We start from the raw sequence: 25,227 nt of genomic DNA, 5'->3' as shown, positions 1-25,227 counted from the left end.
GTCGGTCCCCCAACTGCGCGCCCGCCAACGGATCCACCCGTATCGACACTGGAGATCAAAAAAATAGTTCTCCCGTCGATGTGAGGTTGTTTAAATACCGTTTCGGCGAGAAAGTTAGGGTTATTAAATCCCACGTGGAGACGCAGTCGGAAATTACCCAAAAAGCGACAAAAAGCCGTCTCGACCCACCTAGAGGATGTCCATGTCGCCGCCGAACAGGTCGCTCTGGGTGTCGGTCTCGATGGTGCAGTCGGATTTGGGATAGGTGATACAGAGGAGCGCGAACCCGTCGTCTTCCTGCATGGGGTCCAGTGCCGCGCCCTCGCTCTGGTCGATCTCGCCCTCCTCGACTGTCCCGACACACGAGGTACACTGTCCCTTCCGGCAGGAGTAAGGCAGGTCCAGGCCGGCCTCCTCGGCCGCGTCGAGGATGTACTCGTCTTCGTCGACCGAGAGGGTGACGTCTTCACCCTCGTGTTCGAGGGTCACCTCGTACTCGCCGTCGTCGGTCACGACCTCCTCGCCGGCCTCGTCTTGTCTGTCTGCCCGGCCGCTCATAGCTCCTGGCGAAGCTTGAACATCTCCAGGGCTTCCAGACGCGGGTCGTTGTCGGTATCTTCGTTGTCGGCCGCTGCTGCGCCGGCCACACCCTCGTTGTTGGCCCGGCCCGTGCCCGAGTCCAGGATGTACGCCACCTCTTCTTCAACCTTCTCGGGCGTCATTCCGAGGTCGTCCGCGGCTTCCTCGACCGCCGTCTGGATCTTTTCGTCGTCTGCAGTGAAGTCCGCGCCTTCGATGTCAGTGAGCTCCGTCATGATCAGTCACCAGCCATCTTCTGGGAGTAGATGTGGTCGTACTTGTCGATCACGTCGTCGTAGTCGCTGCCCTGTGCGCTCTCCATGGCGTCCGCGGAGGCCTGCATGAACTCCGTGGCGCTCCCGGCGTCCAGGTCGAGCGTATCGAACATCATGTCGCCGGCCAGCCGCGCGCCACGGTTGACGAGTTCGCTGAAGTCGACGTCCAGCGGGTCGTCGATGTCCGCGGTGATGAAGTACGCCGTGTCGGTGATGTACCCGATGTCCTCGATCGCCTGCTCCCAGATGGCGTTTTCGACGCCCTGGTAGTCCGGGAGCCCCTCGCGTTCCTTCTCGATCAGTTCCTGCAGGAGTTCCAGCCCGAAGGTAATGTGTCGCCCCTCGTCGGTGCTGATGAACTGGAAGCCCTTGTTGAGCAGTTTCAGCGGTGCCTCCTGCATCATCCGGTTCTTCGCGAAGTAGCCACCCCGGGCGAGGATGCCCTCGACGCCGATGTGGTAGTTCGTCGCAGCGCGGGCGATGTCCGCGGGGTCACCGCCGTGAGCCGCCTGTGCCTGAAGCGTCCCTTGCCGCTCGAACATCTCACCAGCACCACAGGCCTCCGTTCGCGGGATCTGAATGCCCCCGCGACGACTGTCGAGTTCGTACTGCGGGAACTTGTCGCTCATCACGTTCGTGATATACAGGTCGAAAAACTGCGTGTGCTTGGCCTCCTCCAGCGCGAGCGCCGAGGCCATCATCTCTTTCTCCATTGACCGGTCGAAGTATGGCGAAGAGACCGTCTTCATGATCCGCCGGGCGTCCGCCGCGACGGCCTGTTCACCGTCGATGAAGTACGAAATGAGCCGCGCCCACTGCTCTTTCTCGTTGTCGTTCAGCCCCTCCCAGACCTCACGGTCGTCCTCGAAGCCGACTTTGTGGACCAGCTTTTCGGCGTCCCACGTCCCCAACTCGACCGACTTCTGGTACAGTTCGTAGTACGTACTGCTAGTGTCGATTCGCCCCGCCTTGATCTGATCAGTGCTGGCGTCCATACCCATGTCACGATACAACAGACTGGTGGATACATATACCCCCGATAATATGAGGAGCTTTTTAACAGGGGGCTCGACGCTGGAATCAGCCGTCGAGCGCTCGATATGAACGGGTGTGTGATAATACCACGGAAACCGTACCGCACGCTCGACGCGCTTCTATCATCATCGAACAGGACGTTAAGCGCCTGTGGCTCCCGTTACCGGGGCCCTTACCTCACATCACTGCCGAACCCCTTTTGTTCCCCTGGTTAGAACTGGAGGGCATGCGGGAGTTCGACATCGTCCTCCGGACGGAGGACGGCACGTACAATCCGCTCGACGAGGCCATCGTCGAGCATCCCGAGTTGACCCGCGAGGCCGCGCTACACTTCGATCTAATGTCCGATGGGACGAGCGTCCTGCTCTATCACCTTACCGGTGACGCCGACGAACTGGAGGCCATCCTGGCCGAGGAGGAGAGCGCACTCTCCTACGACGTGTTCGAAGTCGACGACGACGGGGTGCGCGCACACGTCCGCTTCGCGGCGAACACGGTCCTCTCGGCGATGATCCAGCTCATGGACGAGTACGACCTCATCATCGACCCGCCGGTCGATATCGACGACGAGGGCGGGCTGCACATGTCGGTTGCGGGCGACTTCAAGAAGATCCGCGAGGCCGCGCGGATGCGTCCCGGCGACCTCGACATCGAACTGCAGGAGGACGACTCGGGGCCGGTCGACCGCGTCGACGTGACGACGCTGCTGACCGAGCGCCAGCTCGAAGTGCTGGAAGTCGCGCTGGCGAAGGGTTACTACGAGATTCCGCGGCAGGCGACCAACGAGGACATCGCCGCGGAACTGGACTGTTCGACCAGTACCGTCGGCGAACACCTCCGGAAGATCGAGTCCCGGATCATCTCCCAGGTCGGCCCCGACTGATCGGAGACGGCCGAGTCCGACAGTCTAAAGCGCGCCGCTGTGTTCGGACGCGATATGGAGTTCCACGACGCGGCGAACTTTCTGTTCGACCTGCGCCGGTACCCGCCGCGGCCGGGCACGACGGCGACGCGGGACTTCTTGGCCCATCTCGACGACCCACAGGAGTCCGTTCGGGCGATACAGATCGCCGGCTCGAACGGGAAGGGCAGCACGGCCCGGATGACCGAGCGCGTCCTCCGCGAAGCGGGCCTCGACGTGGGTTGCTACACCTCTCCCCACCTCGACGACGTGCGCGAACGCGTCCGGATCAACGGCCACAAACTCACCGAACAGGCACTCGTCGAATTCGTCGACGAAGCCAGGCCCTACGTCACCGACCGCGCGGCCGACGGGAACGCGCCCACCTTCTTCGAGACCCTCACGGTGATGGCGCTGTGGGCCTTCCGCCGCGCCGACGTGGACGTTGCAGTGCTCGAAGTCGGCATCGGCGGCCGTCACGACGCCACCAGCGTCGTCGACCCCGTCGCCAGCGCCGTCACGACCGTCACGCTGGAACACACCGACCTGCTGGGCGACACCGTCGCCGAGATCGCCCGCGACAAGGCCCACGTCGCCCCCGACGACGCGCCGCTGGTCACCGGCGCGACCGGCGACGCCCGCGAGGCCGCCCGAGAGGTCGCCGGTGACCTCTACACGGTGGACACCGACGCGGACGAGGACTGCACCGTCGCCTACGGCGGCCGTGACGGCCTCGAAGCCGCGATCTCGCTCGACGGCGGCGACTGGACGCTGGACACGAAACTGCCCCTACTGGGCGAACACCAGGCCCGCAACGCCGGGGTCGCGGCGGCGCTGGCCCGGCAGGTCGCGGACGTGGACGGTGCGGACCTCGCACGCGGCCTGCGCAACGCCCACTGGCCCGGCCGGTTCGAGGTGATGGGCCGGGACCCGCTCGTCGTCCTCGACGGCGCCCACAACCCCGGCGGCTGTGCCGCCCTCGCCGACACGCTCGACTCGTTCGACTACGACGACCTCCACGTCGTGATCGGCGCGATGAGCGACAAGGACCACCGTGGCATCGCGGCTGCCCTGCCCGACACCGACCACGTCGTGGCCTGCGAACCCGACCTCGACCGCGCCGAGGCCGACGACGTGATCGCACGCGCGTTCGAGGCCGAAACCGACGCCACCGTCGAGACCCGCAGCGACGTGGCCGGCGCGTTCGAGATGGCCCGCGACGCCGCCGGTCCCGACGACTGCGTGCTGGTGACCGGCTCACTGTACTGCGTCGCGGAAGCCCGGACGGACTGGACGCGTCCCACGGTCCCCAAGCACGTCGACTCGGTGGCCGAGTCCCGCGAGACGCTCTCGGACGCCCACGTCACCGACGCCGGCGTCTGGCGGATGGGTGGGAAGGGCGTCTATCGCGTCCTGCGAACTCGCGTGCAGCCCCGCCAGGCCCAGTACCTCAAAGAGGAGCTGCTCTCGCTGGGCGGGGAGTGTGCCGTCTCCGGGCTGGTCGATCAGGACCGCGAGAACGTCGACGCCGTGTTGATGGGGACGCTCGCGCAGTTCAAACGCCTCTGCGGGAAACTCGACGGCCAGCCCTACGGACTCTCGCCGCTGGCCGACGACCTCAGGGCCGCGCTCGAAATCGAAGGCCACGGCCCCGACGAGCGCGGCTACCCCTGGGAGGATGGCACCGCCGTCATGGGCATCCTCAACGTCACGCCGGACAGCTTTCACGACGGCGGAGAGTACGAGGCCGTCGAGGCCGCCGTCGCCCGCGCCGAGGAGATGGTCGATCACGGCGTCGACATCGTGGACGTGGGCGGCGAATCGACCCGGCCCGGAGCCGACCCCGTCCCGGCCGAAGACGAGATCGACCGCGTCGTGCCAGTGATCGAGGCGATCAGCGACTTCGACGTCGACATCGCCGTCGACACCCGGAAGGCCGCGGTCGCCCGGGCAGCCCTGGACGCGGGTGCGGACATCCTCAACGACGTGTCCGGCCTCGAAGATCCGGAGATGCGCCTGGTCGCGGCCGACCACGACGTGCCCGTCGTCGTGATGCACAGCGAGGAGACACCGGTCGACCCCGACACCGACCGCGAGTACGACGACGTGGTCACCGACGTACTCGACGAGGTGACCGAACGGGTCCTGCTCGCCGAGAAGGCGGGCCTGGATCGCGAGCAGATAATCGTCGACCCAGGTCTGGGATTCGCCAAGTCCCCCGCCGAGGACTTCGACCTCCTCGGCCGGATCGACGAGTTCCAGGCGCTCGGCTGTCCCGTCCTCGTGGGTCACTCCCACAAATCGATGTTCGGGCGGATCGACCGTGGCCCCGACGAGCGACTGGCGGCGACCGTCGCGGGGACGACGCTGGCCGCCGAGCGCGGGGCCGACATCGTCCGCGTCCACGACGTGAAAGAGAACGTCGCCGCAGTTCGGGCGGTCGCGGCCGCAGACGACACGGTCGACGCCGGTGACGAGTGACCGCGGTTCGGGTCCCCGCTCACTCCCTGTGCATGTCGAACGCCGTCGGCAGGTCGTGGGGCATGTGGCCCCCGCCCTCGGCGGCGCGCTCGCCGTAGCGCCGAAGAGCCGGCCGGAACTCCGGATGGGCACACTCGCCGACGAGTGCCTCGAACCGCTCGTCCGGCGTCAGCCCACGCAGGTCGGCCACGCCGTGTTCGGTCACCGCCACGTCCACGTCGTGATCTGGATGGTCGACGTGTGACGCCATCGGCACGATCCGCGACACCTCGCCATCTTTTGCCGTCGAGGGTAACACCATCATCGACAGCAGTCCGTTGCGGGCGAAGTCGCCGGAGCCGCCGATTCCCTGTAGGAGTTGTGACCCGCGGACGTGTGAGGAGTTGGTGTGGCCGTACACGTCGACCTCGACGGCGGTGTTGATCGCGACGACGCCGAACGCCCGGATCAGGCCGGGGTCGTTCGAGACGCTCATCGAGCGCGTGACGACGTTGTCGGCGACGAGTTCGGGCCGGTCGAGCATCCGGTTCACGCCGTCCTCGCCGAGGACGAGTGCGGTCGCGCTCGCGGCCGAGAGCGTCCCGGCTTCCAGCAGGTCGAGCAGGCCGTCCTGTGCGACCTCACCGAAGTAGACCGCGTCGCGGTCGCCGAAGTCGAGGTCGCCGATCCGTTCGGTGATCTCGTTGCCCAGCGACCCGATCCCCACCTCGAAGGCGAATCGCTCGCTGAACGCGGGGTTCTCGGCGAGTTCGTCCGCCAGGAAGTCGAGGGCGTTGTCGGCGATGGCGGCTTCCGCGTCGGACGGCTCCCGGAAGGGGTAGGGGATCGGGTCGTTCTCGGTGCGGACCACAGCCGTCAGCTTCTCGGGATCGAACCGGACGAACTGGTCACCCAGCCGCTCGCCGGGGTCGGACAGCGAGAGCGGGGCCCGAGGCGGCGTCGCGGGTGTCCAGGTGTCGTGCATGTGCTGGAGTTCCAGCGGCAGGGCCTCGTTGACCTCGGCGATCACCGCATCGGCGGCGGCGACGAACCCCGGGACGGCGCCGACGGCAGTCGTCGGAACCAGCCAGTTCTCCCCCACCGCGAGGGCTTCCACCACCGCCACGTCGGGGTCGCCGAACTGGCCCTGTGCGACGGACTGCTCGACGACCGAGAGGTGATCGTCGACGAAGTCGACCCGTCCATCGTTGATCGCCCGCTTGAGGTTTGGCCACGCCGAGAAGGGATACCGGAGGTCGAGCGCGTCCGCGTTGGGCAGTTCGGTGTCGGCGACGAAGCCGGCGTCGGCGCTCGCGGGGACCGTCAGCGAGAGGTCCCGGTTCGAGGTGGCCAGTTCGTGTGCGATATCTTTCGGGCCGGCGCTGAGGCCGCTCATCGGGACGATGCCGTCGTCGGGGACCAGATCGGCGGCCGCGGCGGCGTCGGTCGTTTCCACGCCGTCGGCGACACGCTGGGTCGTCTCCTGCATACCGGTGCTTCCAGTGGCCGACGGAAAGCCCGGACGCCATAGAAGTGAGTCCCCTCAAAACAGGCCCTGTTCCTCGCGCAGGTCACGGTAGCAGTCGAGGTACTGATCGAGGACCTCCTCGTGGTCGTACCGGTCCATGTCGGGGTCCCGATCCAGCCGTTCCATGCCGGCGGCGTCGCGGATGGCCTCGGTGAGTTCCTCGTCGTCGGTGACCCGGAAGCTCCGCCGGTAGGTCTCGATGAGTTCGTGCGCGCTGGATTCGGCCTGGTACTCGACGATGCCGATACAGCCACAGGCCAGCGCCCAGAGCAGTTCCGTCGCGAAGTTCTCCCGGAAGGCCGTGTGGACGAAGGTGTGTGCGCCCCGATAGACCGAGAGCCGTTCCTCGCGGTCGAGGTCGCCGGCGAAGGTGACCCGGTCGTCGATCCGGAGGTCCGCGGCCTGCTGTTCGATCTCCTCGCGTCGGGGGCCGTCGCCGATGATGGTCGCCGACCAGTCACGGCGGCGCAACTCCGCCAGCGCGAGCAACAGCGTCTGGACGTTCGCGTCGGCGTCCAGGTCGCGGGCGTAGACGATGTCGGCGTCCTCGGCTGGTTCGACCTCGTCGATCAGTTCGGTGTCGATGCTCTCGGGGATCACTCTGGTGTTGTCGGCGGCCGCGCCGTGTTCGCGGACCGTCGTCCGGACGAGTTCCGACGGCGTGACCACGGCGTCGGGCAACTTCGCGGCGTAGGTCCGCGCCCGCGAGTCGGGCAGGTTCTCGTCACCGAACCACTCGACGACCAGCGGCGCGCGGGCGGGGACGGCCGCGAGTTTCGCAGCGGTGACGACAGCCGGCGGTTCGGGCGTCGTGTGGATCACGTCCGGGCGGTCCAGCGCGACGACCCACGGAATTCTGGCGAGAAAAGCCGCCTTCGAGTCCGACACCGTGATCCCGCGGTAGGTGATCCCCTCGTGTTCGATGGTCTCTGGGTAATCCGGCCACCACTGGGCGCAGTAGACGGTCACGTCGTGGCCGCGAGCGTCGAGGTTCGTCGCGATGCGGTGGAGGCGTTCCCGCCCCTCGGTGGACTCGTGAAACACCGTCCGCTCCGACACGAAGGCGACCCGCATACCCGGGGGGACACGGCGACCGCTCAAAAATCCCTGTCCTTTGTCCGACACGGAGTCGCGGACGGAATCCGACCGCTCGCCCGTCCGGCGACTCTCCCTCCGGTCGAGTCGTCCGGCTCACGGCTCCCTGCGGTCGCCGTTCGCGCACTCGGAGTCGCTCTCTGCGGTCGCGACTCCCCACATAAAACGTATAGGGACTCCGTCCGATCCACAGCCATGCACGACCTGGAGCGGTACCTCAACGTCCGCAGCGCCTACGGCGCGTCCATCGGTCCGGCGGGCACTCTCGCCTTCCTGATGGACACGACCGGGACGCCACAGATCTGGACGCTCGACGAACCCGCCGGCTGGCCCGAGCAACGCACGTTTTACGACGAACGCGTCACTTTCTGTTCGTTCTCGCCCGAACGCCGCGAACTCGCCTTCGGCATGGACGAAGGCGGCGACGAGTTCACGCAACTGTTCCGCCTCGACCTGGATTCGGGCGAAGTTGACCCGCTCACCGACACGCCCGACGCCATCCACTACTGGGGCGGGTGGTCCCACGACGGGGACCGGATCGCCTTCGCCGCCAACCGCCGCGACGAGTCCGTCTTCGACGTGTACGTACAGGGTCGCGACGAGCGAGGCGAGGCGGCCGAACTCGTCCACGAGGGCGACGGCTGGCTCGCGCTGGCGGGCTGGAGTCCCGACGACGACGGCCTGCTGGTCACCGAACACACCTCGTCGTTCGACAAGGACCTCTACGTCCTCCATCTCGACTCGGGCGACCTCGAACACGTCACGCCCCACGACGGGGACGTGCGGTACAACAGCCCCTCCTGGGGGCCCGACGGCGAGGCGATCTACTGCTGTACCGACCGCGATAGCGACACGCTCCGGCTGGAACGGCTGGATCTGGATTCGGGAGCGTTCGCCGTCGTCGAGGACGGGGGAGCGTGGAACGTCGACGGTATCGCGCTGGACGACGAGACCGGTCGGCTGGCGTTCTCCCGGAACGTCGACGGCTACACGGAGATCACGGTCGGCGAGCTGACGGGAACGACCGAGTACGACACCCGGCCCGCGCCGGACCTGCCCGACGGCACCGCGGGCGGCGTGAGTTTCGGTCCCGACGGCGAGGTGTTCGCGCTCTCGGCGTCGAGTCGGACGAACAACACGAACGTCCACCGGGTCGCGTTCGAGTCGGGCGAGACCGAGCAGTGGACGCGGGCCTCGACCGCCGGCATCCCGCGCTCGACGTTCCGCGAACCCGAACTCGTCCACTACGAGACCTTCGACGGGCGGGAGATTCCCGCCTACTTCACGCTCCCGGCGGAGGACGTGCGGGCGTCGGCCGGCGTCCCCGTGATCGTCGACATCCACGGCGGCCCCGAGAGCCAGCGCCGCCCCTCCTTTTCGGGACTGACACAGTACTTCCTCTCGCGGGGCTACGCGGTCTTCGAGCCCAACGTCCGCGGCTCGACGGGCTATGGCAAGGCCTACACCCACCTCGACGACGTGGAGAAGCGGATGGACTCGGTGCAAGATATCCGGGCGGCCGTCGAGTGGCTCACCGACCAGTCCGCGGTCGACCCGGACCGAATCGTCGCCAAGGGTGGCTCCTACGGCGGGTTCATGGTGCTCGCGGCGCTGACGGAGTACCCGGACCTGTGGGCGGCCGGCGTCGACTCCGTGGGCATCGCCAACTTCGTCACGTTCCTCGAAAATACGGGTGCCTGGCGACAGGAACACCGCGAGGCCGAGTATGGGTCGCTCGACGACGACGGGGAGTTCCTCGAAGCCATCAGTCCGCTCAACCACGCCGACCGCATCACGGCGCCGCTGTTCGTTCTCCACGGTGCGAACGACCCACGGGTACCCGTCGGGGAGGCCGAACAGATCGTCGAGGAAGTCCGGTCACAGGGCGTCCCCGTCGAGAAACTGATCTTCGAGGACGAGGGCCACGGCATCTCGAAGCTGGAGAACAAGATCGAGGCCTACACGACGGTCGTCCACTTCCTCGACCGGCACGTCTAACGTGTAACTGGCGAATCAGAAAACTTGTTGATGGGGCAGTAGAGAGGGTGAGTATGGCAGCGATCGAGACGGACGCCTTGACCAGGCGCTATGGGGAGGTGGTCGCCGTCGATTCGGTCGACCTGACCGTCGAACAGGGGGAGGTCTTCGGCTTTCTGGGACCGAACGGGGCCGGGAAGTCGACGCTCATCAACATGTTACTGGACTACACGCCGCCGACCGCGGGGCAGGCGCGTGTCTTCGGCCACCGGACGCGGGGGGAGGCCGTCGACATCCGCGAGCGGGTCGGCGTCCTGCCCGACGCCTACCAGCTGTACGAACGGCTCTCGGGCCGTCGACACCTGGAGTTCGTCGTGGAGGCCCGCCAGGCCGACGACGACCCCGACGATGTCCTCGCCCGGGTCGGGCTCGACCCCGCTGACGCCGAGCGTAACGCTGGGGACTACTCCAAGGGGATGGCCCAGCGGCTGGTCCTCGGGATGGCCCTGATCGGCGAACCGGACCTGTTGATCCTCGACGAGCCCTCCACCGGGCTGGACCCCAACGGCATCCGACTGATGCGGGACATCATCCGGGAGGAGGTCGACCGGGGCGCGACCGTCTTCTTCTCCAGTCACATCCTGGGGCAGGTGGAGGCGGTCTGTGACCGGGTCGGCATCATGAACGAGGGGCGACTCATCGAGGTGGCGAGCCTCGAAGAGATTCGCGACGCCGTCGGCGTCGGGACCACGCTACACGTCACCGTCGACCAGCAACCGGACCTCACGCTGTCGGACCTGGAGGCGATGGACGGCGTGAGCAACGTCAGGGCTGACGGGCCGGAGCTGACGATGAACCTGTCGGACTCGACGGCGAAGGCGAAGGTCATCAACCGGCTCGAAGATGGCGGCGCGACGGTCGTGGACTTCGAGACCGCCGAGTCCTCGCTCGAAGAGCTGTTCGCCGAACTGATCGACGAGGACGAGACCGAAGCGGAGGTGTCGGCATGAGGGACCACCAGCTCGCGGTCATGGCCCGGAAGGACTTCGACGACGCCGTCAGATCGAAGGCAGTCTGGGTCGTCAGCGCCCTCTTCGCCCTGATCGCGATCCTCGCCACCTACCGGATCTCACAGATCAACTTCCCGGAGGGTGTCCCGGCTGGTGTCGTCCCGAAGCTCGTTCTGGTCACGCTCACGAACCCGATTACCTGGATCGTCCCGATCATCGCGCTGGTCGTCGGATACATGTCGGTCGTCGGCGAGCGCCGGTCGGGAAGCCTCAAACTCCTGCTCGGACTCCCCTTCGAGCGCGGGGAGATCTTCGTCGGGAAGATCCTCGGCCGGACGGCGGTCATCGGCGTGAGCATCGCCGTCGGCTTCGTCGCGATGGTCGTGATGATTCCCGTCTTCGTCGGTCTCGGTGCGCCAGGAGAGTTCTTCGTCGCCATCCTGGGACTGTTCGTCGTCACGCTCCTGCTCGGGGCCGTGTTCACGACGCTCGCAGTCAGCGTGTCGGCACTGGCCAACACGCGACGCCAGGCGATCACGACAGTCTTCGCGCTGTTTTTCGTGACGCACGTCGCCTGGACCGGTGTGATCCAGTTCCTCGCGTTACCCTTCGGTGGCGTCCCGCGGGCCGGATCGGGCGGTTGGTACCTGCTTCTCAGCTACCTCAGCCCGACCGCAGCCTACACCCGGGTGGCCTCCCTCGTGTTCACGAACTTTCCGGTCCCGTACCCCGGCATCGCGATGGACGGCATCGGACAGCGGGCCCGGATCGTCGAGAGTCTCCAGCCGACACCGTTCTACCTCACCGAGTGGTTCGCCGTCCTGACGTTGCTGGCCTGGGCAGTCGGCGCTGGACTGCTGGCTCACGCCGTCTTCCGGAACGCCGACCTCGGCTGACGGCGTTTTCGGTCGACTCACCGCTCGATACCACCCCATCCCCGTCCGGCGTCAATCGGGGGTTGTGTGCCTTCCGAGAGGTCGAAAATATGTGACGGGTTAACTCTCTGCTAGTCCGTGCCTGATTGCATGACCCTTGCCGGCACGCACGTCGGCGGCACGCCCGCGGCCGGCTGTCAGTGGCACGCCGACCCACCGGAGAGTCAACTCCTCATATGACGCCGGTCGCACGGGCCGCCTCCCGGGCCGCCGCCTCGCTCACACCGTCGCCGAGGATCGTGTAGCGGTCCCGGATGCGGTGGGCGGTCGTCAGCGACTCGATCACCGTCTCGTCGTCGATCCCGAGTTCCTCGGCGGTCGTCGGCGCACCGATCCCGGCCAGCGCGTCCCTGATCTTGCGCCACTCGGTCTCGCCGCTGTGGAGGTACTCCGTGATGATCGAGCCGACGCCGACCTGGTGACCGTGGAGTGCCGCTCCGGGCACGAGCCGGTCGAGTTGATGGGAAAAGAGGTGTTCCGCGCCGCTGGCCGGCCGGGACGAGCCCGCAATCGACATCGCCACACCCGAGGAGACCAGCGCCTTGACGACGACCCACGCCGACTCTTCGAGCCCTTTCTTGACCGAGCCGGCGTTCTCGACGAGCATCTCGGCGGTCATCTGACTGAGCGCGCCCGCGTACTCGGAGTACTCGACGTTTTTCAGCCGGTGGGCGAGTTGCCAGTCCTTGACGGCGGTGTAGTTGCTGATGATGTCGGCACAGCCGGCGGTGGTCAGCCGCCAGGGGGCCTCCGCGAGGATCTCGGTGTCGGCGACCACGGCGAGGGGTGGTTCCGCGGCCACGCTGTGGCGCGTATCCCCCTCCGGCACCGACCCGCGGCCGCTGACGATGCCGTCGTGGCTGGCCGCCGTCGGCACAGAGACGAACCCCTTCCCGAGTTCGTCGGCCGCCATCTTCGTGATGTCGATGACTTTGCCGCCGCCGACGCCGATCAGGAAGCCGATCTCCTCGGCCCGGGCGGTCTCGATGACGCGCTCGACTTCGGCGAAGCTGGCCTCCTGGACCGTCGTCAGCGCCGGTTCGGTTCCCTCGGCCCCGAACGCCTCGACGACGCGGTCCCCCGCCACCTCCCGGGGCGTCGGACTCGTCACCACGAGCGGCCGCCCCGTCAGGTGTAACTCGGCGACGGCGTCGACCGTCTCGTCGAGGACGCCGTGCCCCACCACCACGTTCCGAGGCAGGCGTATCCACGTCGACTTGTCGAACATGTGTTCCCGTCTCGGCCGACGCGTGAAACCCTTTTCTCTCGGTAGAGGATGAGGCGTCCGACGGAACGGCAGTACATCGCCTCACGCCAGCGTGTCCAGCACGCCCAGCACGCGCGCCTCGGCCTCGCGGTCGGGGCCGTGCTCGCTCCCGTCGCGGTCGCTCTCGACGTACTCTTCGACCGTCGCGGCGAGTGCGTCCTCGGGCGGCGTCGACGCCCAGCCCAGTCCCGACAGTTTCGCCGTCGACAGCAGGTGGGGGTAGTCCCGATAGAGCGGGAACTCCTCGGCGTCGATGTCACCGGCCGCGAGTTCCCGTGGTCCGGCGTGGACGATCTCGACCGATTCGTCCAGTACCGTGGCGATGCCCTCGACCAGTTCGTCCAGCGTCGTCGCTCGGCGGTCGCCCGCGTTGTAGGCCTCGCCCGGCGTCCCGTCCTCGGCGACGATCCGGAGCGCCGCGGCCACGTCCTCGACGTAGGCCCGGTGCCAGACGTTCGTGCCGTCGCCGGGGACGAGGACGCGGTCGTGGTTCGCCACGCGGTCGATCCAGTAGTCCACCCGTCCGGTGTAGTCGTGGGGGCCGTAGACGTTGCACGGCCGGACGCTCATCGCATTCACGCCGTCCGCGGCCGCGGCGAACACCGCTCGGTCACCCTCGGCCTTCCGCGGGCCGTAACTCGCCTCCGAGTCGTCGGTCGCCTGTTCGTCGGAGCAGTCGTGGAGGGTGGTCTCGCCCTCGCGTTTCGGGATCGCTTCCTCGCCGTAGGCCGCGCCGCTGGAGACGAAGACGTAGGCCTCGACGTCGTCGAAGATCCGGGTCGCGGCCCGCACGTCGCGGGGGTGGTAGGCCACGCAGTCGATCACCACGTCCGGGGCGACGGCGTGGGCGGCGTCGGCCAGGTCGCCGTCGTCGGTCCGGTCGCCCTGGACGTGCTCGACGGCCGTGTCGGCGAAGGGGTTCTCGTGTTCGCCGCGGTTGCAGATCGCTACGTCGTAGCCGTGGTCGCGCAACTCCGCGACGGTGTGGCGGCCGATGAACCGCGTCCCGCCGATGACGAGCGCCTGGGTCATGGGTCACCTCACGACGCCCTGGCTGAAAAGGTTCGGTCCGGGCCGGGCGGTCTCGGCATCGCTGGGACCCGGGTCGCTGTCGACCGTCGATCCAATCACACGACGGCTCGACCGTCTCTCGACTCGGACGGTCGGGGCCGCCCGCTCGATTTGTGATATGGCAACTATTCTGCCACAGACTTTATGACTCACGAGTGACACGTTCCCGATGCTATGTCCGATCAGACCGACGACGCACTCCAACACGTTCGGGAGACCTTTGCCACTGCCGCAGAGGAAGCCGAACAGCTGAGCGAGTCGGCCAAACAGGACGTAGAAGACGCCATCGACGACCTCGAAGCGCGGATCGAGGACCTCCGGAACAGTAACTGACGCCGTCGGTCGAATTTTTCGTGGGCAGTGTGGCGGTGCCGTAGAATGAGCACGACCAGCAGCAAGCACAGCAGCCGCGAGCGCGTCAGCGACGCGCTCGCGGCGGTTTTTCCCCAAGTTTTTGCTTCGGGGGGTCGCCACCGGCGACCCCCCGACGTAAAAAGTGGCGGTTAGTCGTCGGCCTGGCCCGCTGCGGCCTCGCCGGCCTCCGCACTGGGGGTCGCGGCCTCGGGCGGTTCGGTCCGCACGTCGGCCTCGTCGTCGTCCTCGATGATCTCGGCGTAGGCGTCGGGCAGGACCTTCACGAAGTTGTCCAGTTCCGCCTCCCAGTTGTCGAGGACGTACTGCGCCCGGTCCGAGTCGGTGTAGGCGACGTGGTTCTCGAGCAGGCGGCGGAGCATCGAGCGGTCCCGTTCGTCGAGCGTGTCGAACGTCGAGACCATCCCACGATTCACCTTCCGCTCGAAGTCGCCTTTGCGGTCGAGGACGTAGGCGACGCCGCCGGACATGCCGGCCGCGAAGTTCTTGCCCGTGTCGCCCAGCACCGCGACCGCGCCGCCGGTCATGTACTCACAGCCGTGGTCGCCGACCGACTCCACGACGGCCTTCACGCCGGAGTTGCGGACGGCGAAGCGCTCGCCGGCCTGGCCGTTGACGTACATCTCGCCCTGGGTCGCGCCGTAGAGGGCGACGTTGCCGATCAGGGTGTTCTCCTCGGGCTCGTAGGGCGCTTCGGCGGGCGTGTTGACGATCATCTTCCCGCCGGAGAGGCCCTTGCCGACGTAGTCGTTGGCGGTGCCGGTCAGCTCGAAGGTCACACCGTCCTGCAGGAAGGCCCCGAAGCTCTGGCCGGCCACGCCCTCGAAGTCGACGCGGATGGTGTCGCTGGGCAGGCCGGGCGTGCCGTGTTCCTTCGAGATGCGGTTCGAGAGGGTCGCCCCGACCGCGCGGTCGACGTTGTCGATGTCCATCGACAGGCTGACCGGGTCGCCGGTCTCGATGGTGTCACCGATCTCGTCCAGGATATCCCAGTCGAGTTGTTCGTCGACCTCGTGCGTCTGTTCGCGGGTCTTGTAGCGGTCGTCGTCGCCCGCGGGCTCGGCGAGGATCGACGAGAGGTCGAGTTTCTTGGCCTTGGGGTGCTCTACGTCGTCGCGCTGGGAGAGGACGTCCACGCGGCCGATCATGTCGTCGACGGTCTCGAAGCCGAGTTCGGCCATGATCTCGCGCAGTTCCTGCGCGACGAAGGTCATGTAGTTGATGACGTTTTCGGGCGTGCCGGGGAAGCGAGCGCGCAGTTTCTCGTTCTGGGTGGCGACGCCGACCGGACAGGTGTTCTCGTGACACTGCCGGGCCATCACACAGCCGGAGGTGACCATCGAGGCGGTCCCGAAGGCGTAGCCCTCGGCACCGAACAGTGCGGCGACGGCCACGTCGCGACCGGTCTTCATGCCGCCGTCGGTCGAGACCTTGATCCGGGAGCGCAGGTCCGTCGCCCGGAGCATCTGGTTGGCCTCGGCGACACCGAGTTCCCAGGGCAGGCCTGCGCTCTTGATGGAGGTCTTCGGTGACGCGCCGGTCCCGCCGTCGTGACCGGAGATGTGGACCTTGTCGGCGTTGGCCTTCGCCACACCGGCGGCGATGGTGCCGATGCCGTCCTCGGCGACCAGTTTGACGTTGATGTCGGCGTCGGGGTTGGCCGCCTTGAGGTCGTGGATCAACTGCTTGAGGTCCTCGATGGAGTAGATGTCGTGCAGCGGTGGCGGGGAGATGAGACCCACGCCGGGCGTCGCGTACCGGACGTGAGCGATCATCTCGTTGACCTTCTTCCCGGGCAGGTGGCCACCTTCGCCGGGCTTTGACCCCTGTGCCATCTTGATCTGGATCTCCTCTGCGGCCGAGAGGTAGTCGCTGGTGACGCCGAACCGACCGGAGGCAACCTGCTTGGTCTTGCACTCTTTCTCGGTGCCGAACCGCTCGGGCGGTTCCCCGCCCTCGCCGGTGTTGGCGTTGGCGCCCAGCCGGTTCATCGCGATGGCGTTGTTCTCGTGCATCTCCGGCGAGAGGCTCCCCAGGGACATCGCGGCCGTCTCGAACCGCTCGACGATGTCCTCGATGGGTTCGACCTCGTCGATGGGGATGGATTCACGATCCTCGGTGTCGAACTCCAGCAGTCCCCGAAGCGTCTGGAGCTGTTGTGTCTGGTCGTTGATCTTCTCGGCGAACTCCTTGTACTTCTCGTAGTCGCCCTGCCGGACGGCCTGCTGGACCGTCCCGACCGTCTCGGGGTTCCACTGGTGGTGGATGCCGCCGGTGCGGTGCTCGAACTCGCCCTGGCGTTCGATCTCGGGATCGTCGCTGAACGCCACGTCGTAGCGGGTCCGCAGGTCCGATTCGAGGTCCTCGATCTCCATCCCTTCGGTGCGGCAGGTCGTCCCCTCGAAGTACTCGGCGACGAAGTCCGAATCGAGCCCGACGGCCTCGAAGATCTGTGCGCCCTGGTAGCTCTCGACCGTCGAGATCCCCATCTTGGCCATCGTCTTGAGGAGGCCGTCCTCGACGGCCCCGATGTAGGCCTCGATGGCCGTGTCGAGGTTCGCGCCGTCCGGCCCGGCCACGAGGTCCTCGATGGTCTGGTAGGCGAGGTACGGGTTGACCGCGCCCGCGCCGTAGCCGATCAGCGTCGCGAAGTGATGGACCGTGCGCGGGTCGCCCGACTCGACGACGAGCCCGACGTGATTGCGCAGGCCGTTACGCACGAGGTGGTGGTGGACGCCGCCCACGGCAAGCAGGCTCGGGATCGGAACGGCGTCCTCGCCGGCACTCCGGTCCGAGAGGACGAGGATGTCGTGTTCGGTCGCGGCCTCGTCGGCCTCGGCCCGCACGTCCTCGACGGCCGTCCGGAGGTCGGTCTCCTCGGGGTCGTACGTGATGTCGACGACCGCCGTCGAGAGTCCGTTCTCGTCGATTCCTTTGACCGCCCCCATCTCCTCGTCGGTGAGGACGGGCGAGTCGACGATGAGCTGTCGGGCGTGGTCCTGACTCTCGGCGAGCAGGTTGTGCTGGTAGCCCAGTCGCGATTCGAGGGAGGTCACCAGTTCCTCGCGGATGTAGTCCAGCGGCGGGTTCGTGACCTGGGCGAACAGCTGTTTGAAGTAGCTAAAGAGCGGCCGGTTGTGCTCTGTGAGCACCGACAGCGGCGTGTCGTCACCCATCGATCCGACCGGGTCCTTGCCCTTCTCGGCCATGGGCTGGATGAGGTGGTCGACCTCGTCGTACGTGTAGCCGTACAGCGCCTGGTAGGACCGCAGGGCGTCGACGCGGCCCTGGGGTTCGATCTCGCCCTCGGCCACGTCGTCGAGGTGGACCTGCTCCTTGTCGACCCACTCGGCGTACTTCTCGTCGGTGAGGCGGTCGAACACCTCGTCGTCGGGGATGACCCGGCCCTCGTTGGGGTCGGCGAGGAACAGTTGCCCGGGCTGGAGTCGTCCGCGTTTCTCGATCTCCGCCGGGTCGTTGTCCAGCGCGCCGGCCTCGCTGGACATCACGAGGCGGCCGTTCTGGAGGATGTCGTACCGGCAGGGGCGTAGCCCGTTGCGGTCCAGTACTGCGCCGATGCGCTCGCCGTCGGTCGCCGCCACGAGGGCGGGACCGTCCCAGGGCTCGACCAGCGAGGCGTGGTAGTCGTACCAGTCACGCCGCTTCTGGGAGATCATGTTGGCCTCGCCGCGCCACGCCTCCGGAATGAGCATCCGGAGCGCGTGGGGCAGGTCGCGGCCGCCCTCCATGAGCAGTTCCAGGCCGTTGTCGACGCTGGCCGTGTCGGACTGCTCGGGGTCGTCGATGATCGGCTTGATCTTCTCCATCTCCGCGTCGGTGTAGTGGTCGGCGAAGCCCTCCGCGGAGAGGTCCGTCTCGCGGGCGCGCATCCAGTTGATGTTGCCCTGGATGGTGTTGAACTCGCCGTTGTGGATGATGTTGCGGTAGGGGTGTGCGAGGTGCCACGCGCCCAGCGTGTTCGTCGAGAATCGCGCGTGGACCATCGCGAACGTCGAGGCCATCCGCTCGTCGGTGAGTTCGGGGTAGTACTCGGGCAGTTGCTCGGCGAGGAGGAGACCCTTGTAGACGACCGTGTCCTGATCGAGCGAGACGATGTAGAACCGTTCGTGACCCGCCGGCTGTTCGTCCTCGACAGTGTTCTCTACTACTCGGCGTGCGACGTAGAGGCGCTTGTCGAACTCCTCGTCGGTCACGTCGCCCTCGGGACGGACGAACGCCTGCTCGACACGGGGTTCGGACTCGACAGCTGTCGAGCCGAGCGTCGAGTTGTCCGTCGGGACAGTTCGCCAGTGGAAGACCTCTAGGCCTTCCGCGGCGAGTTTCGACTCGACCAGGTCTTTCAGTCCCGCGGCGGCCTCGTCGTCGCGGGGGAGAAAGAGTGACCCGACCGCGTACTCGCCTCGCGGCGGGAGATCGGCGTCGACCTCGGCGTCGAAGAACTCGTGGGGCATCTGGAGCAAGATGCCGGCACCGTCACCGGTGTTCTCCTCGGCACCCGTCGTTCCGCGGTGTTCGAGGTTCTCGAGTAGTTCCAAACCGTCGGCGACGATGTCGTTGTCTCGACCCCCGTCGAGATCCATGACGACACCGACGCCACAGTTAGACCGTGCGTCAGTGGGATCCACGAGCCCGACCTCGCTCGCAGACTCATCAGTAGTCCGTTGCCCAACCATACGCGTTAGTTTGACTGGTCCGTTAAGAGACTGTCCCTCAAGGGCTAAGGGTCTGTTAAACGCAAATAAGGGCATATAAACACATTCACTACAATACTGACAATATTCGTCGGAGAACCAAAACACACTTCAGAGATGTCCCAGCCCGCCGGAACTCTATTTTCAACGGACGAACTATTTCGGGATGGATCCTCTCGGACGCACCCTTTGGAGTTCCCCATCACCGCCATCTAGCGGCAAAAGTGACTGCTTATTGGGCGACTATCAGTAACTCTTCGCGAAGTATGCGGTCTCGGTGGCGTCCTCGCCACAGATCGCGCAGTCGTCGCCGATGGGCTCGGCGTCGGGGTCCATCGGGACCATGACGATCTCGGCGGCGATGGCCTCCTTGATCGGGTCCTCGCAGTCCTCGTCGCCACACCAGGGTGCTTTGACGTAGCCACCGTGCTGGCCGATGGTCCCGAGGATGTCCTCGCGGCTGTGGGCCTCGCGGACGTTCTCCTCGAGGTTCTCCTCGGCGTCGGCTTTCAGCTTCGCGAACACCGTGTCGAGGTGGTCCTCGACCGTCTCGTCCAGGTCGTCGCGGTCGGCGGTCTCGGTCTCGCCGTCGGGTCGATGCACGAGGGTGACCTCCTCGTCGTCGACCTCGTTGGGGCCGACCTCGATCCGGAGTGGGACGCCTTTGAGCTCCCACTCGTTGTACTTGAATCCGGGGTTGCGCTCGTCGCGGTCGTCCAGGTGGACGCGGAACTCCTCGTCAAGATCAAGCGCCAGTTCCTCGGCGTAGTCGAGGACCTCCTCCTTCGTGTCCTCCTGCCAGATCGGGACGATGACGACCTGCTCCGGTGCCAGGGCAGGCGGCAGGACGAGTCCCTGATCGTCGGAGTGGGTCATCACCAGCGCGCCCAGCGAGCGCCAGGACAGCCCCCAGGAGGTGGTGTGGGCGGTCTGTTCGTCCTCGTTCTCGTCGACGTAGGTCACGTCGTAGGCCTCGGCGAAGGACTGGCCGAGATAGTGGGAGGTCGCGCCCTGCACGGACTTGCCGTCGGGCATCAGCGCCTCGACGGTCGTCGTGGTGTCCGCGCCGGGGAACTTGTCGTGGTCGGGCTTGCGGCCCCGGAGGACCGGGATGGCCAGCACGTCCTCGTAGAGGTTCTCGTACTGGTCCAGTCGGGTCATCGCCTCGTCCCAGGCCTCGTCGCCGTCCTCGTGTGCGGTGTGGCCTTCCTGCCAGAGGAACTCCTTGGTCCGGAAGAACGGCTTGGTCTCGGTGGCCTCCCACCGAACGACCGAACACCACTGGTTGACCCGGTGGGGGAGGTCACGGTGGCTCCGCGTCCACTGCGCGAGGAAGGGGGTAATGATCGACTCGCTGGTCGGGCGCACGGCCAGTCGCTCCTCCAGTTCGTCGTAGCCGCCGTGGGTGACCCACGCCACTTCGGGGTCGAATCCCTCCACGATGTCTTTCTCCTTTTCGAGGTACGATTCGGGGATGAACATCGGAAAGTAGGCGTTGGTGACGCCCGTGTCCTTGAACCACGCGTCGAGGTGGTTCTGGAGGCGCTCCCACAGCGCGTACCCGCGCGGGCGCGTCACGATGAACCCACCCATCGGCGCGTAGTCGGCGAGTTTGGCCTTCTGGATCACTTCCGCGTACCACTCGCCAGTCGCGTGTTCCTTGCTCTCGGTGATACCGAGTTCCTGCGAATCGCTCATACACGGTCATCCGACACGGGACTAATAAACTCGCCGTGTTCGCACCCGATCCACCCGGAACGGTTCATAATTACACTGCAAAAACAAATAAACCAATCTGTGATAGAGATACACCCCATAGATCCCGATACTACACCGTTCCCGCCCCAGACTGTCGACGGTCGACTCGAAGCGCTCTCGAACCACACCCGTCGGTTTCTCTTCTACTATCTCCGGGAACACGGGGATGCCACCTGGGCCGAGTTGACCGACGTGGTGACCGGGTGGCTCGCGACGAGTGCCGGGATCGACGCCGGCTCTGCTGCCTGTGACGAGCGACGAATCGCGCTGCAACACGTCCACCTGCCGAAGCTCCTGGAGTGTGCCTCGCCGAGTACGATCCGGACACCGGCGTCGTCGCGCTCGGGGACTACCCCGAGTGGGTGGACGGCTGTCTCGACGTGACCCTTCAGGCCGAGGCCGCGGCCCCCGGTGATCGACTCCGATCGATCCAGGACCTGATCGACCGATGACCGAGACACTCCAGTCGCTCGTCGACGACCTGTCGGCCCAGCGACGGATAGTGACCGTCTACGCCGCCGATCCACCCGCGGACCTCGCCGAGCGACCTCGGACTGGCACGCCGACGTTCGATTCGACCGGCTCCCGCCGGAATCCGGGGCCGGGTTCGTCACCGTCCGGCAGGGCGACCGCTTCCTCGGAACCGTTCCGCTGGAAACCGTTGCGACGCTGTTCGAGCCCACTGCGGGGGTTTTCGACGCCGCGTCCACCGAGACGAGTTCGCTCGAACCACTGCTGGAACTGCTCGACGACACGCTCTTCCAGTCGTTCGAGCGCCGGCAACTGCTGGCGGCGACCCACGAGATCGAGGATCGGGCTTGGCGACACGGACAGGGGGCTTCACGCTGGCTTCCAGCGCCCGGCCGCACCGGCCGTCCAGCGTCCCGTCTACGAACGACTCGCGGAAAGTGGCCTCGACGTACACGTCTACGTCGACGGGGAGTGGGACGCCCTCCGATAGCCGGCGTGACCGAACACAGCGAGTCCGACGGTGAACTCGGTCAGTTCTGGTTCGTGGCGTTCCAGCCCGATGCGGCCGCGCGATCACAGACCTGTGCCCTGCTCGCCCGTGAGCGCGATCCCGCCACGTACGGCGGGTTCTGAACCTACGACCCCGACGGCGTCTCGGCACTGGTGTCTCATCTCTGCTCGACGTGCGTCGATGCCTGACCCGATCCACTGTGCGGCTCGGACGGGCGAGGGTAATAAATGCCCCTCTATATCCGGCGAAGGTTACACGCCCGGAGAGCGTATGTGAACGTGTAGCCCGATGGCTAGGGGCCATCGGGGGACGACCCGTGGTACGGGCCTCCGACGGTACCTGGGGGGGTACAGGGGGACCACTGGGGTGGGGTCACGAGGGTGGCACCGACACGCGCTTGCCGTTCTCCGGTTTCCGATCCGTCTCGAAGCTCCAGCTCCGCGCAGTCGCTCACTCGCTTCCGAACGGACTCGCCGTTTCGGTCCACTCCCAGCCGGGGAGTCGCGTCTGGAACCCGGCGGCCAGCGCGGCGTCGAGGTCGTCCGCGCCAGCCGGGGCGTCGGCGTCGCCGTGTGTCAGCACGTCCGCGTAGTGGAACGTCGCTTCACCGAGCAATCGGAGCGGCTGGCCGCCCGCGAGCATCCCGGCCAGTTCCCGACCGAGCAGTTCGTCCACGACGAATCCGGGGTAGTCCCCGTCCACGTCGAGGTCCCGCAGGAGGCGGACGAGGGCGGCGACGTTGACCGCCAGGTCGCCGTCCGCGAACACCTCGTCGACCGCTCGGTGGTACTGATCGACGGTCACGGTGGCGACCTCGGTCTCGAACTGCTCGCCGAGGTCGGCGCGGACGGTGTCGATCAGCGCGACGACGGTCGGTGCCCGGTCACGGACCCACTCGTGTTCGGTGGCGACGACGGACGGAGAGACGTGCATGGGCCGACTTCGTTCCGAAATACCTACTGTTTTGCGAAGGCTTTTATAATGGAGAGGCAATAGAGGCGGATACAGGCCGGTTTTCCGGACTCATCCTGCAGCGACGAGTCCGGACCGCATATAGCGGATCACACAAGACACTATGACCCTTACAGGAGACAGCCTGTGTCCCGCCGTGTGGGGGCTGGTGGGGACGCTCCCCATCGACCACTGCCGGCGTTCGGTTCGGACACGGGACCGCTTTTTGGCCATTTTCGAGCTATGAGTACGGTAGAAAATCAGTTAGACGAGTTGAAAGCAGAGATCGTCAGCGAAGTTCCCGACGACATTTCCATCTCGGACGTCCAGTACGAAGGACCGGAACTGGTCGTGTACACGCGCGACCCGAAGAAGTTCGCCCAGAACGGCGATCTCATCCGGCAACTTGCGAGCCAGTTGCGCAAGCGCATCACCGTCCGGCCGGACCCCGACGTGCTGTCCGTGCCCGACAAGGCCCGCGAACAGATCATGGACGTGACGCCGGAGGAAGCCGGCATCACGGACCTGGACTTCCACGCCGACACCGGTGAGGTCGTCATCGAGGCCGAGAAACCCGGCATGGTGATCGGTCGCCACGGCTCGACGCTCCGGGAGATCACACAGAAGGTCGGCTGGACCCCCGAGGTCGTCCGGACGCCGCCAATCGAGTCCTCGACGGTCTCGAACGTGCGGAACTTCCTCAAGCAAGAGCGCGACGAGCGCCGTGACATCCTCGAACGGATCGGGCGACAGATCCACCGCGAGGAGATGTCCGACGACGAGTGGGTGCGCATCACGACCCTCGGATGTTGTCGCGAGGTCGGACGCGCATCCTTCATTCTCTCGACGCCGGAGACCCGCGTTCTGATCGACTGCGGTGACAAACCGGGTGCCGAGGACGAAGTACCCTACTTGCAGGTCCCCGAAGCCCTGGGATCGGGCGCGAACTCGCTGGACGCGGTCGTGTTGACTCACGCCCACCTCGACCACTCCGCGCTCATCCCCCTACTCTTCAAGTACGGCTACGACGGCCCGATCTACTGCACCGAGCCCACGCGGGACCTGATGGGTCTGCTCACGCTGGACTACCTCGACGTGGCGGCCAAGGAAGGCCGTGCGCCGCCCTACGAGTCCGAGATGGTCCGGGAAGCGATCAAGCACTGTATTCCCCTCGAATACGGCGACGTGACCGACATCTCGCCGGACATCAAGCTCACGCTCCACAACGCGGGGCACATCCTCGGCTCCTCTATCGCCCACTTCCACGTCGGCGACGGACTGTACAACGTCGCCTTCTCCGGCGACATCCACTACGAGGACACCCGCCTGTTCAACGGCGCGGTCAACGAGTTCCCGCGCGTCGAGACCCTCGTTCTCGAATCCACCTACGGTGGTCGGAACGACTACCAGACCGATCAGGAAGACTCCGAACGCAAGCTCAAGGACGTCATCAACGAGACGTACGACGAGGGCGGGAAGATCCTGATCCCGGCGTTCGCGGTGGGCCGGTCCCAGGAGATGATGCTGGTCATCGAGGAGGCGATGCGGAGCGGCGACATCCCGGAGATGCCGGTCCACCTCGACGGGATGATCTGGGAGGCGACGGCGATCCACACCACCTATCCGGAGTACCTGCGCGACGACCTCCGGGACCGCATCTTCCACGAGGACGAGAACCCGTTCCTGGCCGACCAGTTCAACCACATCGACGGCGGCGATGAGGAACGTCAGGAAGTCGCCGACGGCGGCCCCGCGATCATTCTCTCGACCTCCGGGATGGTCACCGGCGGGCCGATCATGTCCTGGCTCGAACACCTCGGGCCGGACCCGGACACGACGCTGACCTTCGTCGGCTACCAGGCACAGGGGACGCTCGGCCGCCGCATCCAGAAGGGCCAAGACAAGGTCCCGCTGGGCAACAGCCGCGGCCGCGGGCGCTCGGACTCGCTGACGCTGAACTGCAACGTCGAGACCGTCGACGGCTTCTCCGGCCACGCTGACCGGCAGGGTCTGGAGAACTTCGTGAAGACCATGAACCCGCGCCCGGAGAAAGTGCTCTGTGTCCACGGCGACGAGCAGTCCACGCAGGACCTGTCCTCGGCGCTGTACCACGAGTTCAACATGCGGACGTTCGCGCCCAAGAACCTGGAGACGTTCCGGTTCCTCTGAGCAACGACGGGATCGCTAGCCGACCACCCCGGTCATCGCACGTACTTTTATATCCGGAACCACGACCAGCCCTGCCCGTGACCTGACCACGGCCGCGGAGCGCACTGGGCGGGTGTGCGACACGCCGCTCCGCCGGATACCCCCCGTGTC

Annotated in this window: 20 protein-coding genes; 9 read left to right on the top strand and 11 right to left on the bottom strand. The window is 66.4% G+C overall.

Translation table 11 applies throughout. The features are described from left to right. Positions 1-189 precede the first annotated feature (189 nt). Genes MU521_RS02820 through MU521_RS02810 form a run of 3 tightly spaced genes read right to left on the bottom strand, consistent with a single transcriptional unit; the run spans position 190 to position 1,849 of the window. Complete coding sequence (locus MU521_RS02820; RefSeq protein WP_092689455.1) at positions 190-558, bottom strand: 2Fe-2S iron-sulfur cluster-binding protein; 369 nt, start codon at positions 556-558, stop codon at positions 190-192. Continuing rightward, entirely contained in the window at positions 555-815 is a 261-nt protein-coding gene (locus tag MU521_RS02815) for a hypothetical protein (RefSeq protein WP_092689452.1), read from the bottom strand. The genes MU521_RS02820 and MU521_RS02815 overlap by 4 nt, the downstream gene beginning before the upstream one ends. Before the next feature lie 2 nt (positions 816-817). After that, positions 818-1,849, bottom strand: coding sequence for a ribonucleotide-diphosphate reductase subunit beta (locus tag MU521_RS02810; RefSeq protein ID WP_175452794.1), 1,032 nt, complete (start codon positions 1,847-1,849; stop codon positions 818-820). 266 nt (positions 1,850-2,115) lie between these two features. Between MU521_RS02810 and MU521_RS02805 the strand changes: the two genes are divergently transcribed. After that, positions 2,116-2,772, top strand: coding sequence for a helix-turn-helix domain-containing protein (locus tag MU521_RS02805; protein ID WP_092689446.1), 657 nt, complete (start codon positions 2,116-2,118; stop codon positions 2,770-2,772). 54 nt (positions 2,773-2,826) lie between these two features. Then, positions 2,827-5,271: a dihydropteroate synthase gene (gene folP / locus MU521_RS02800; protein WP_092689443.1), complete on the top strand. Its 2,445-nt coding sequence runs from the start codon at positions 2,827-2,829 to the stop codon at positions 5,269-5,271. A 19-nt stretch (positions 5,272-5,290) separates the two neighbouring features. Here the strand turns inward: folP and MU521_RS02795 are convergent, their stop codons facing one another. Next, positions 5,291-6,739, bottom strand: a complete 1,449-nt coding sequence (locus tag MU521_RS02795; RefSeq protein ID WP_092689440.1) for an acetyl-CoA hydrolase/transferase C-terminal domain-containing protein — start codon at positions 6,737-6,739, stop codon at positions 5,291-5,293. A 54-nt stretch (positions 6,740-6,793) separates the two neighbouring features. Continuing rightward, complete coding sequence (locus MU521_RS02790; protein WP_092689438.1) at positions 6,794-7,852, bottom strand: glycosyltransferase family 4 protein; 1,059 nt, start codon at positions 7,850-7,852, stop codon at positions 6,794-6,796. A 216-nt stretch (positions 7,853-8,068) separates the two neighbouring features. On the opposite strand from MU521_RS02790, the gene MU521_RS02785 reads away from it, so the two are divergent. Genes MU521_RS02785 through MU521_RS02775 form a run of 3 tightly spaced genes read left to right on the top strand, consistent with a single transcriptional unit; the run spans position 8,069 to position 11,756 of the window. Next, entirely contained in the window at positions 8,069-9,871 is a 1,803-nt protein-coding gene (locus MU521_RS02785; RefSeq protein WP_092689435.1) for a S9 family peptidase, read from the top strand. A 53-nt stretch (positions 9,872-9,924) separates the two neighbouring features. Then, on the top strand, positions 9,925-10,860 hold the full coding sequence (locus tag MU521_RS02780) for an ABC transporter ATP-binding protein (protein WP_092689433.1): 936 nt from the start codon (positions 9,925-9,927) through the stop codon (positions 10,858-10,860). Then, complete coding sequence (locus tag MU521_RS02775) at positions 10,857-11,756, top strand: ABC transporter permease subunit (RefSeq protein WP_092689430.1); 900 nt, start codon at positions 10,857-10,859, stop codon at positions 11,754-11,756. The genes MU521_RS02780 and MU521_RS02775 overlap by 4 nt, the downstream gene beginning before the upstream one ends. Before the next feature lie 211 nt (positions 11,757-11,967). Here the strand turns inward: MU521_RS02775 and MU521_RS02770 are convergent, their stop codons facing one another. After that, positions 11,968-13,023 carry an NAD(P)-dependent glycerol-1-phosphate dehydrogenase gene (locus tag MU521_RS02770; RefSeq protein ID WP_092689428.1) on the bottom strand — a complete coding sequence of 352 codons (1,056 nt, stop codon included), beginning with the start codon at positions 13,021-13,023 and terminating at the stop codon, positions 11,968-11,970. Between the two features lie 81 nt (positions 13,024-13,104). Further along, positions 13,105-14,094 carry an NAD-dependent epimerase/dehydratase family protein gene (locus tag MU521_RS02765; protein WP_092689426.1) on the bottom strand — a complete coding sequence of 330 codons (990 nt, stop codon included), beginning with the start codon at positions 14,092-14,094 and terminating at the stop codon, positions 13,105-13,107. Between the two features lie 213 nt (positions 14,095-14,307). On the opposite strand from MU521_RS02765, the gene MU521_RS02760 reads away from it, so the two are divergent. Beyond that, entirely contained in the window at positions 14,308-14,466 is a 159-nt protein-coding gene (locus MU521_RS02760; protein WP_175452793.1) for a hypothetical protein, read from the top strand. Between the two features lie 170 nt (positions 14,467-14,636). Here MU521_RS02760 and gltB read toward each other — a convergent pair whose 3' ends face one another. Continuing rightward, complete coding sequence (gltB, locus tag MU521_RS02755; RefSeq protein ID WP_092689423.1) at positions 14,637-19,199, bottom strand: glutamate synthase large subunit; 4,563 nt, start codon at positions 19,197-19,199, stop codon at positions 14,637-14,639. A 264-nt stretch (positions 19,200-19,463) separates the two neighbouring features. Continuing rightward, complete coding sequence (gene proS, locus MU521_RS02750; RefSeq protein ID WP_092689421.1) at positions 19,464-20,915, bottom strand: proline--tRNA ligase; 1,452 nt, start codon at positions 20,913-20,915, stop codon at positions 19,464-19,466. Between the two features lie 99 nt (positions 20,916-21,014). Between proS and MU521_RS02745 the strand changes: the two genes are divergently transcribed. Further along, on the top strand, positions 21,015-21,359 hold the full coding sequence (locus tag MU521_RS02745; RefSeq protein ID WP_092689418.1) for a DUF7344 domain-containing protein: 345 nt from the start codon (positions 21,015-21,017) through the stop codon (positions 21,357-21,359). A gap of 126 nt (positions 21,360-21,485) precedes the next feature. Here the strand turns inward: MU521_RS02745 and MU521_RS02740 are convergent, their stop codons facing one another. Beyond that, positions 21,486-21,803, bottom strand: coding sequence for a hypothetical protein (locus MU521_RS02740; protein WP_139171066.1), 318 nt, complete (start codon positions 21,801-21,803; stop codon positions 21,486-21,488). 138 nt (positions 21,804-21,941) lie between these two features. On the opposite strand from MU521_RS02740, the gene MU521_RS02735 reads away from it, so the two are divergent. Next, positions 21,942-22,079, top strand: coding sequence for a hypothetical protein (locus MU521_RS02735; protein ID WP_175452792.1), 138 nt, complete (start codon positions 21,942-21,944; stop codon positions 22,077-22,079). Positions 22,080-22,407: 328 nt separating this feature from the next. Here the strand turns inward: MU521_RS02735 and MU521_RS02730 are convergent, their stop codons facing one another. Then, positions 22,408-22,890 carry a DUF7984 family protein gene (locus MU521_RS02730; protein ID WP_092689412.1) on the bottom strand — a complete coding sequence of 161 codons (483 nt, stop codon included), beginning with the start codon at positions 22,888-22,890 and terminating at the stop codon, positions 22,408-22,410. 261 nt (positions 22,891-23,151) lie between these two features. Here MU521_RS02730 and MU521_RS02725 point away from each other — a divergent pair, with 261 nt between their 5' ends. Beyond that, the gene (locus tag MU521_RS02725) at positions 23,152-25,077 is read left to right on the top strand and encodes a beta-CASP ribonuclease aCPSF1 (protein ID WP_092689409.1); all 1,926 of its coding nucleotides are present in this window, start codon (positions 23,152-23,154) and stop codon (positions 25,075-25,077) included. Positions 25,078-25,227 lie beyond the last annotated feature (150 nt).

Source organism: Halorientalis regularis (genome assembly GCF_023698535.1).
Classification (GTDB): Archaea; Halobacteriota; Halobacteria; order Halobacteriales; family Haloarculaceae; genus Halorientalis; species Halorientalis regularis.
The sequence above is the reverse complement of the archived record's forward strand: the minus strand, read 5'-3'. Positions and strand labels throughout refer to the sequence as shown.

Coding starts and splice junctions, on each gene's coding strand:
- MU521_RS02725 (WP_092689409.1), top strand. CDS start 23,152: ATGAGTACGGTAGAAAATCAGTTAGACGAGTTGAAAGCAGAGATCGTC.
- MU521_RS02770 (WP_092689428.1), bottom strand. CDS start 13,023: ATGTTCGACAAGTCGACGTGGATACGCCTGCCTCGGAACGTGGTGGTG.
- folP (WP_092689443.1), top strand. CDS start 2,827: ATGGAGTTCCACGACGCGGCGAACTTTCTGTTCGACCTGCGCCGGTAC.
- MU521_RS02815 (WP_092689452.1), bottom strand. CDS start 815: ATGACGGAGCTCACTGACATCGAAGGCGCGGACTTCACTGCAGACGAC.
- MU521_RS02780 (WP_092689433.1), top strand. CDS start 9,925: ATGGCAGCGATCGAGACGGACGCCTTGACCAGGCGCTATGGGGAGGTG.
- MU521_RS02790 (WP_092689438.1), bottom strand. CDS start 7,852: ATGCGGGTCGCCTTCGTGTCGGAGCGGACGGTGTTTCACGAGTCCACC.
- MU521_RS02765 (WP_092689426.1), bottom strand. CDS start 14,094: ATGACCCAGGCGCTCGTCATCGGCGGGACGCGGTTCATCGGCCGCCAC.
- MU521_RS02760 (WP_175452793.1), top strand. CDS start 14,308: ATGTCCGATCAGACCGACGACGCACTCCAACACGTTCGGGAGACCTTT.
- MU521_RS02775 (WP_092689430.1), top strand. CDS start 10,857: ATGAGGGACCACCAGCTCGCGGTCATGGCCCGGAAGGACTTCGACGAC.
- gltB (WP_092689423.1), bottom strand. CDS start 19,199: ATGGTTGGGCAACGGACTACTGATGAGTCTGCGAGCGAGGTCGGGCTC.
- MU521_RS02810 (WP_175452794.1), bottom strand. CDS start 1,849: ATGGACGCCAGCACTGATCAGATCAAGGCGGGGCGAATCGACACTAGC.
- MU521_RS02820 (WP_092689455.1), bottom strand. CDS start 558: ATGAGCGGCCGGGCAGACAGACAAGACGAGGCCGGCGAGGAGGTCGTG.
- MU521_RS02805 (WP_092689446.1), top strand. CDS start 2,116: ATGCGGGAGTTCGACATCGTCCTCCGGACGGAGGACGGCACGTACAAT.
- MU521_RS02730 (WP_092689412.1), bottom strand. CDS start 22,890: ATGCACGTCTCTCCGTCCGTCGTCGCCACCGAACACGAGTGGGTCCGT.
- MU521_RS02795 (WP_092689440.1), bottom strand. CDS start 6,739: ATGCAGGAGACGACCCAGCGTGTCGCCGACGGCGTGGAAACGACCGAC.
- MU521_RS02785 (WP_092689435.1), top strand. CDS start 8,069: ATGCACGACCTGGAGCGGTACCTCAACGTCCGCAGCGCCTACGGCGCG.
- proS (WP_092689421.1), bottom strand. CDS start 20,915: ATGAGCGATTCGCAGGAACTCGGTATCACCGAGAGCAAGGAACACGCG.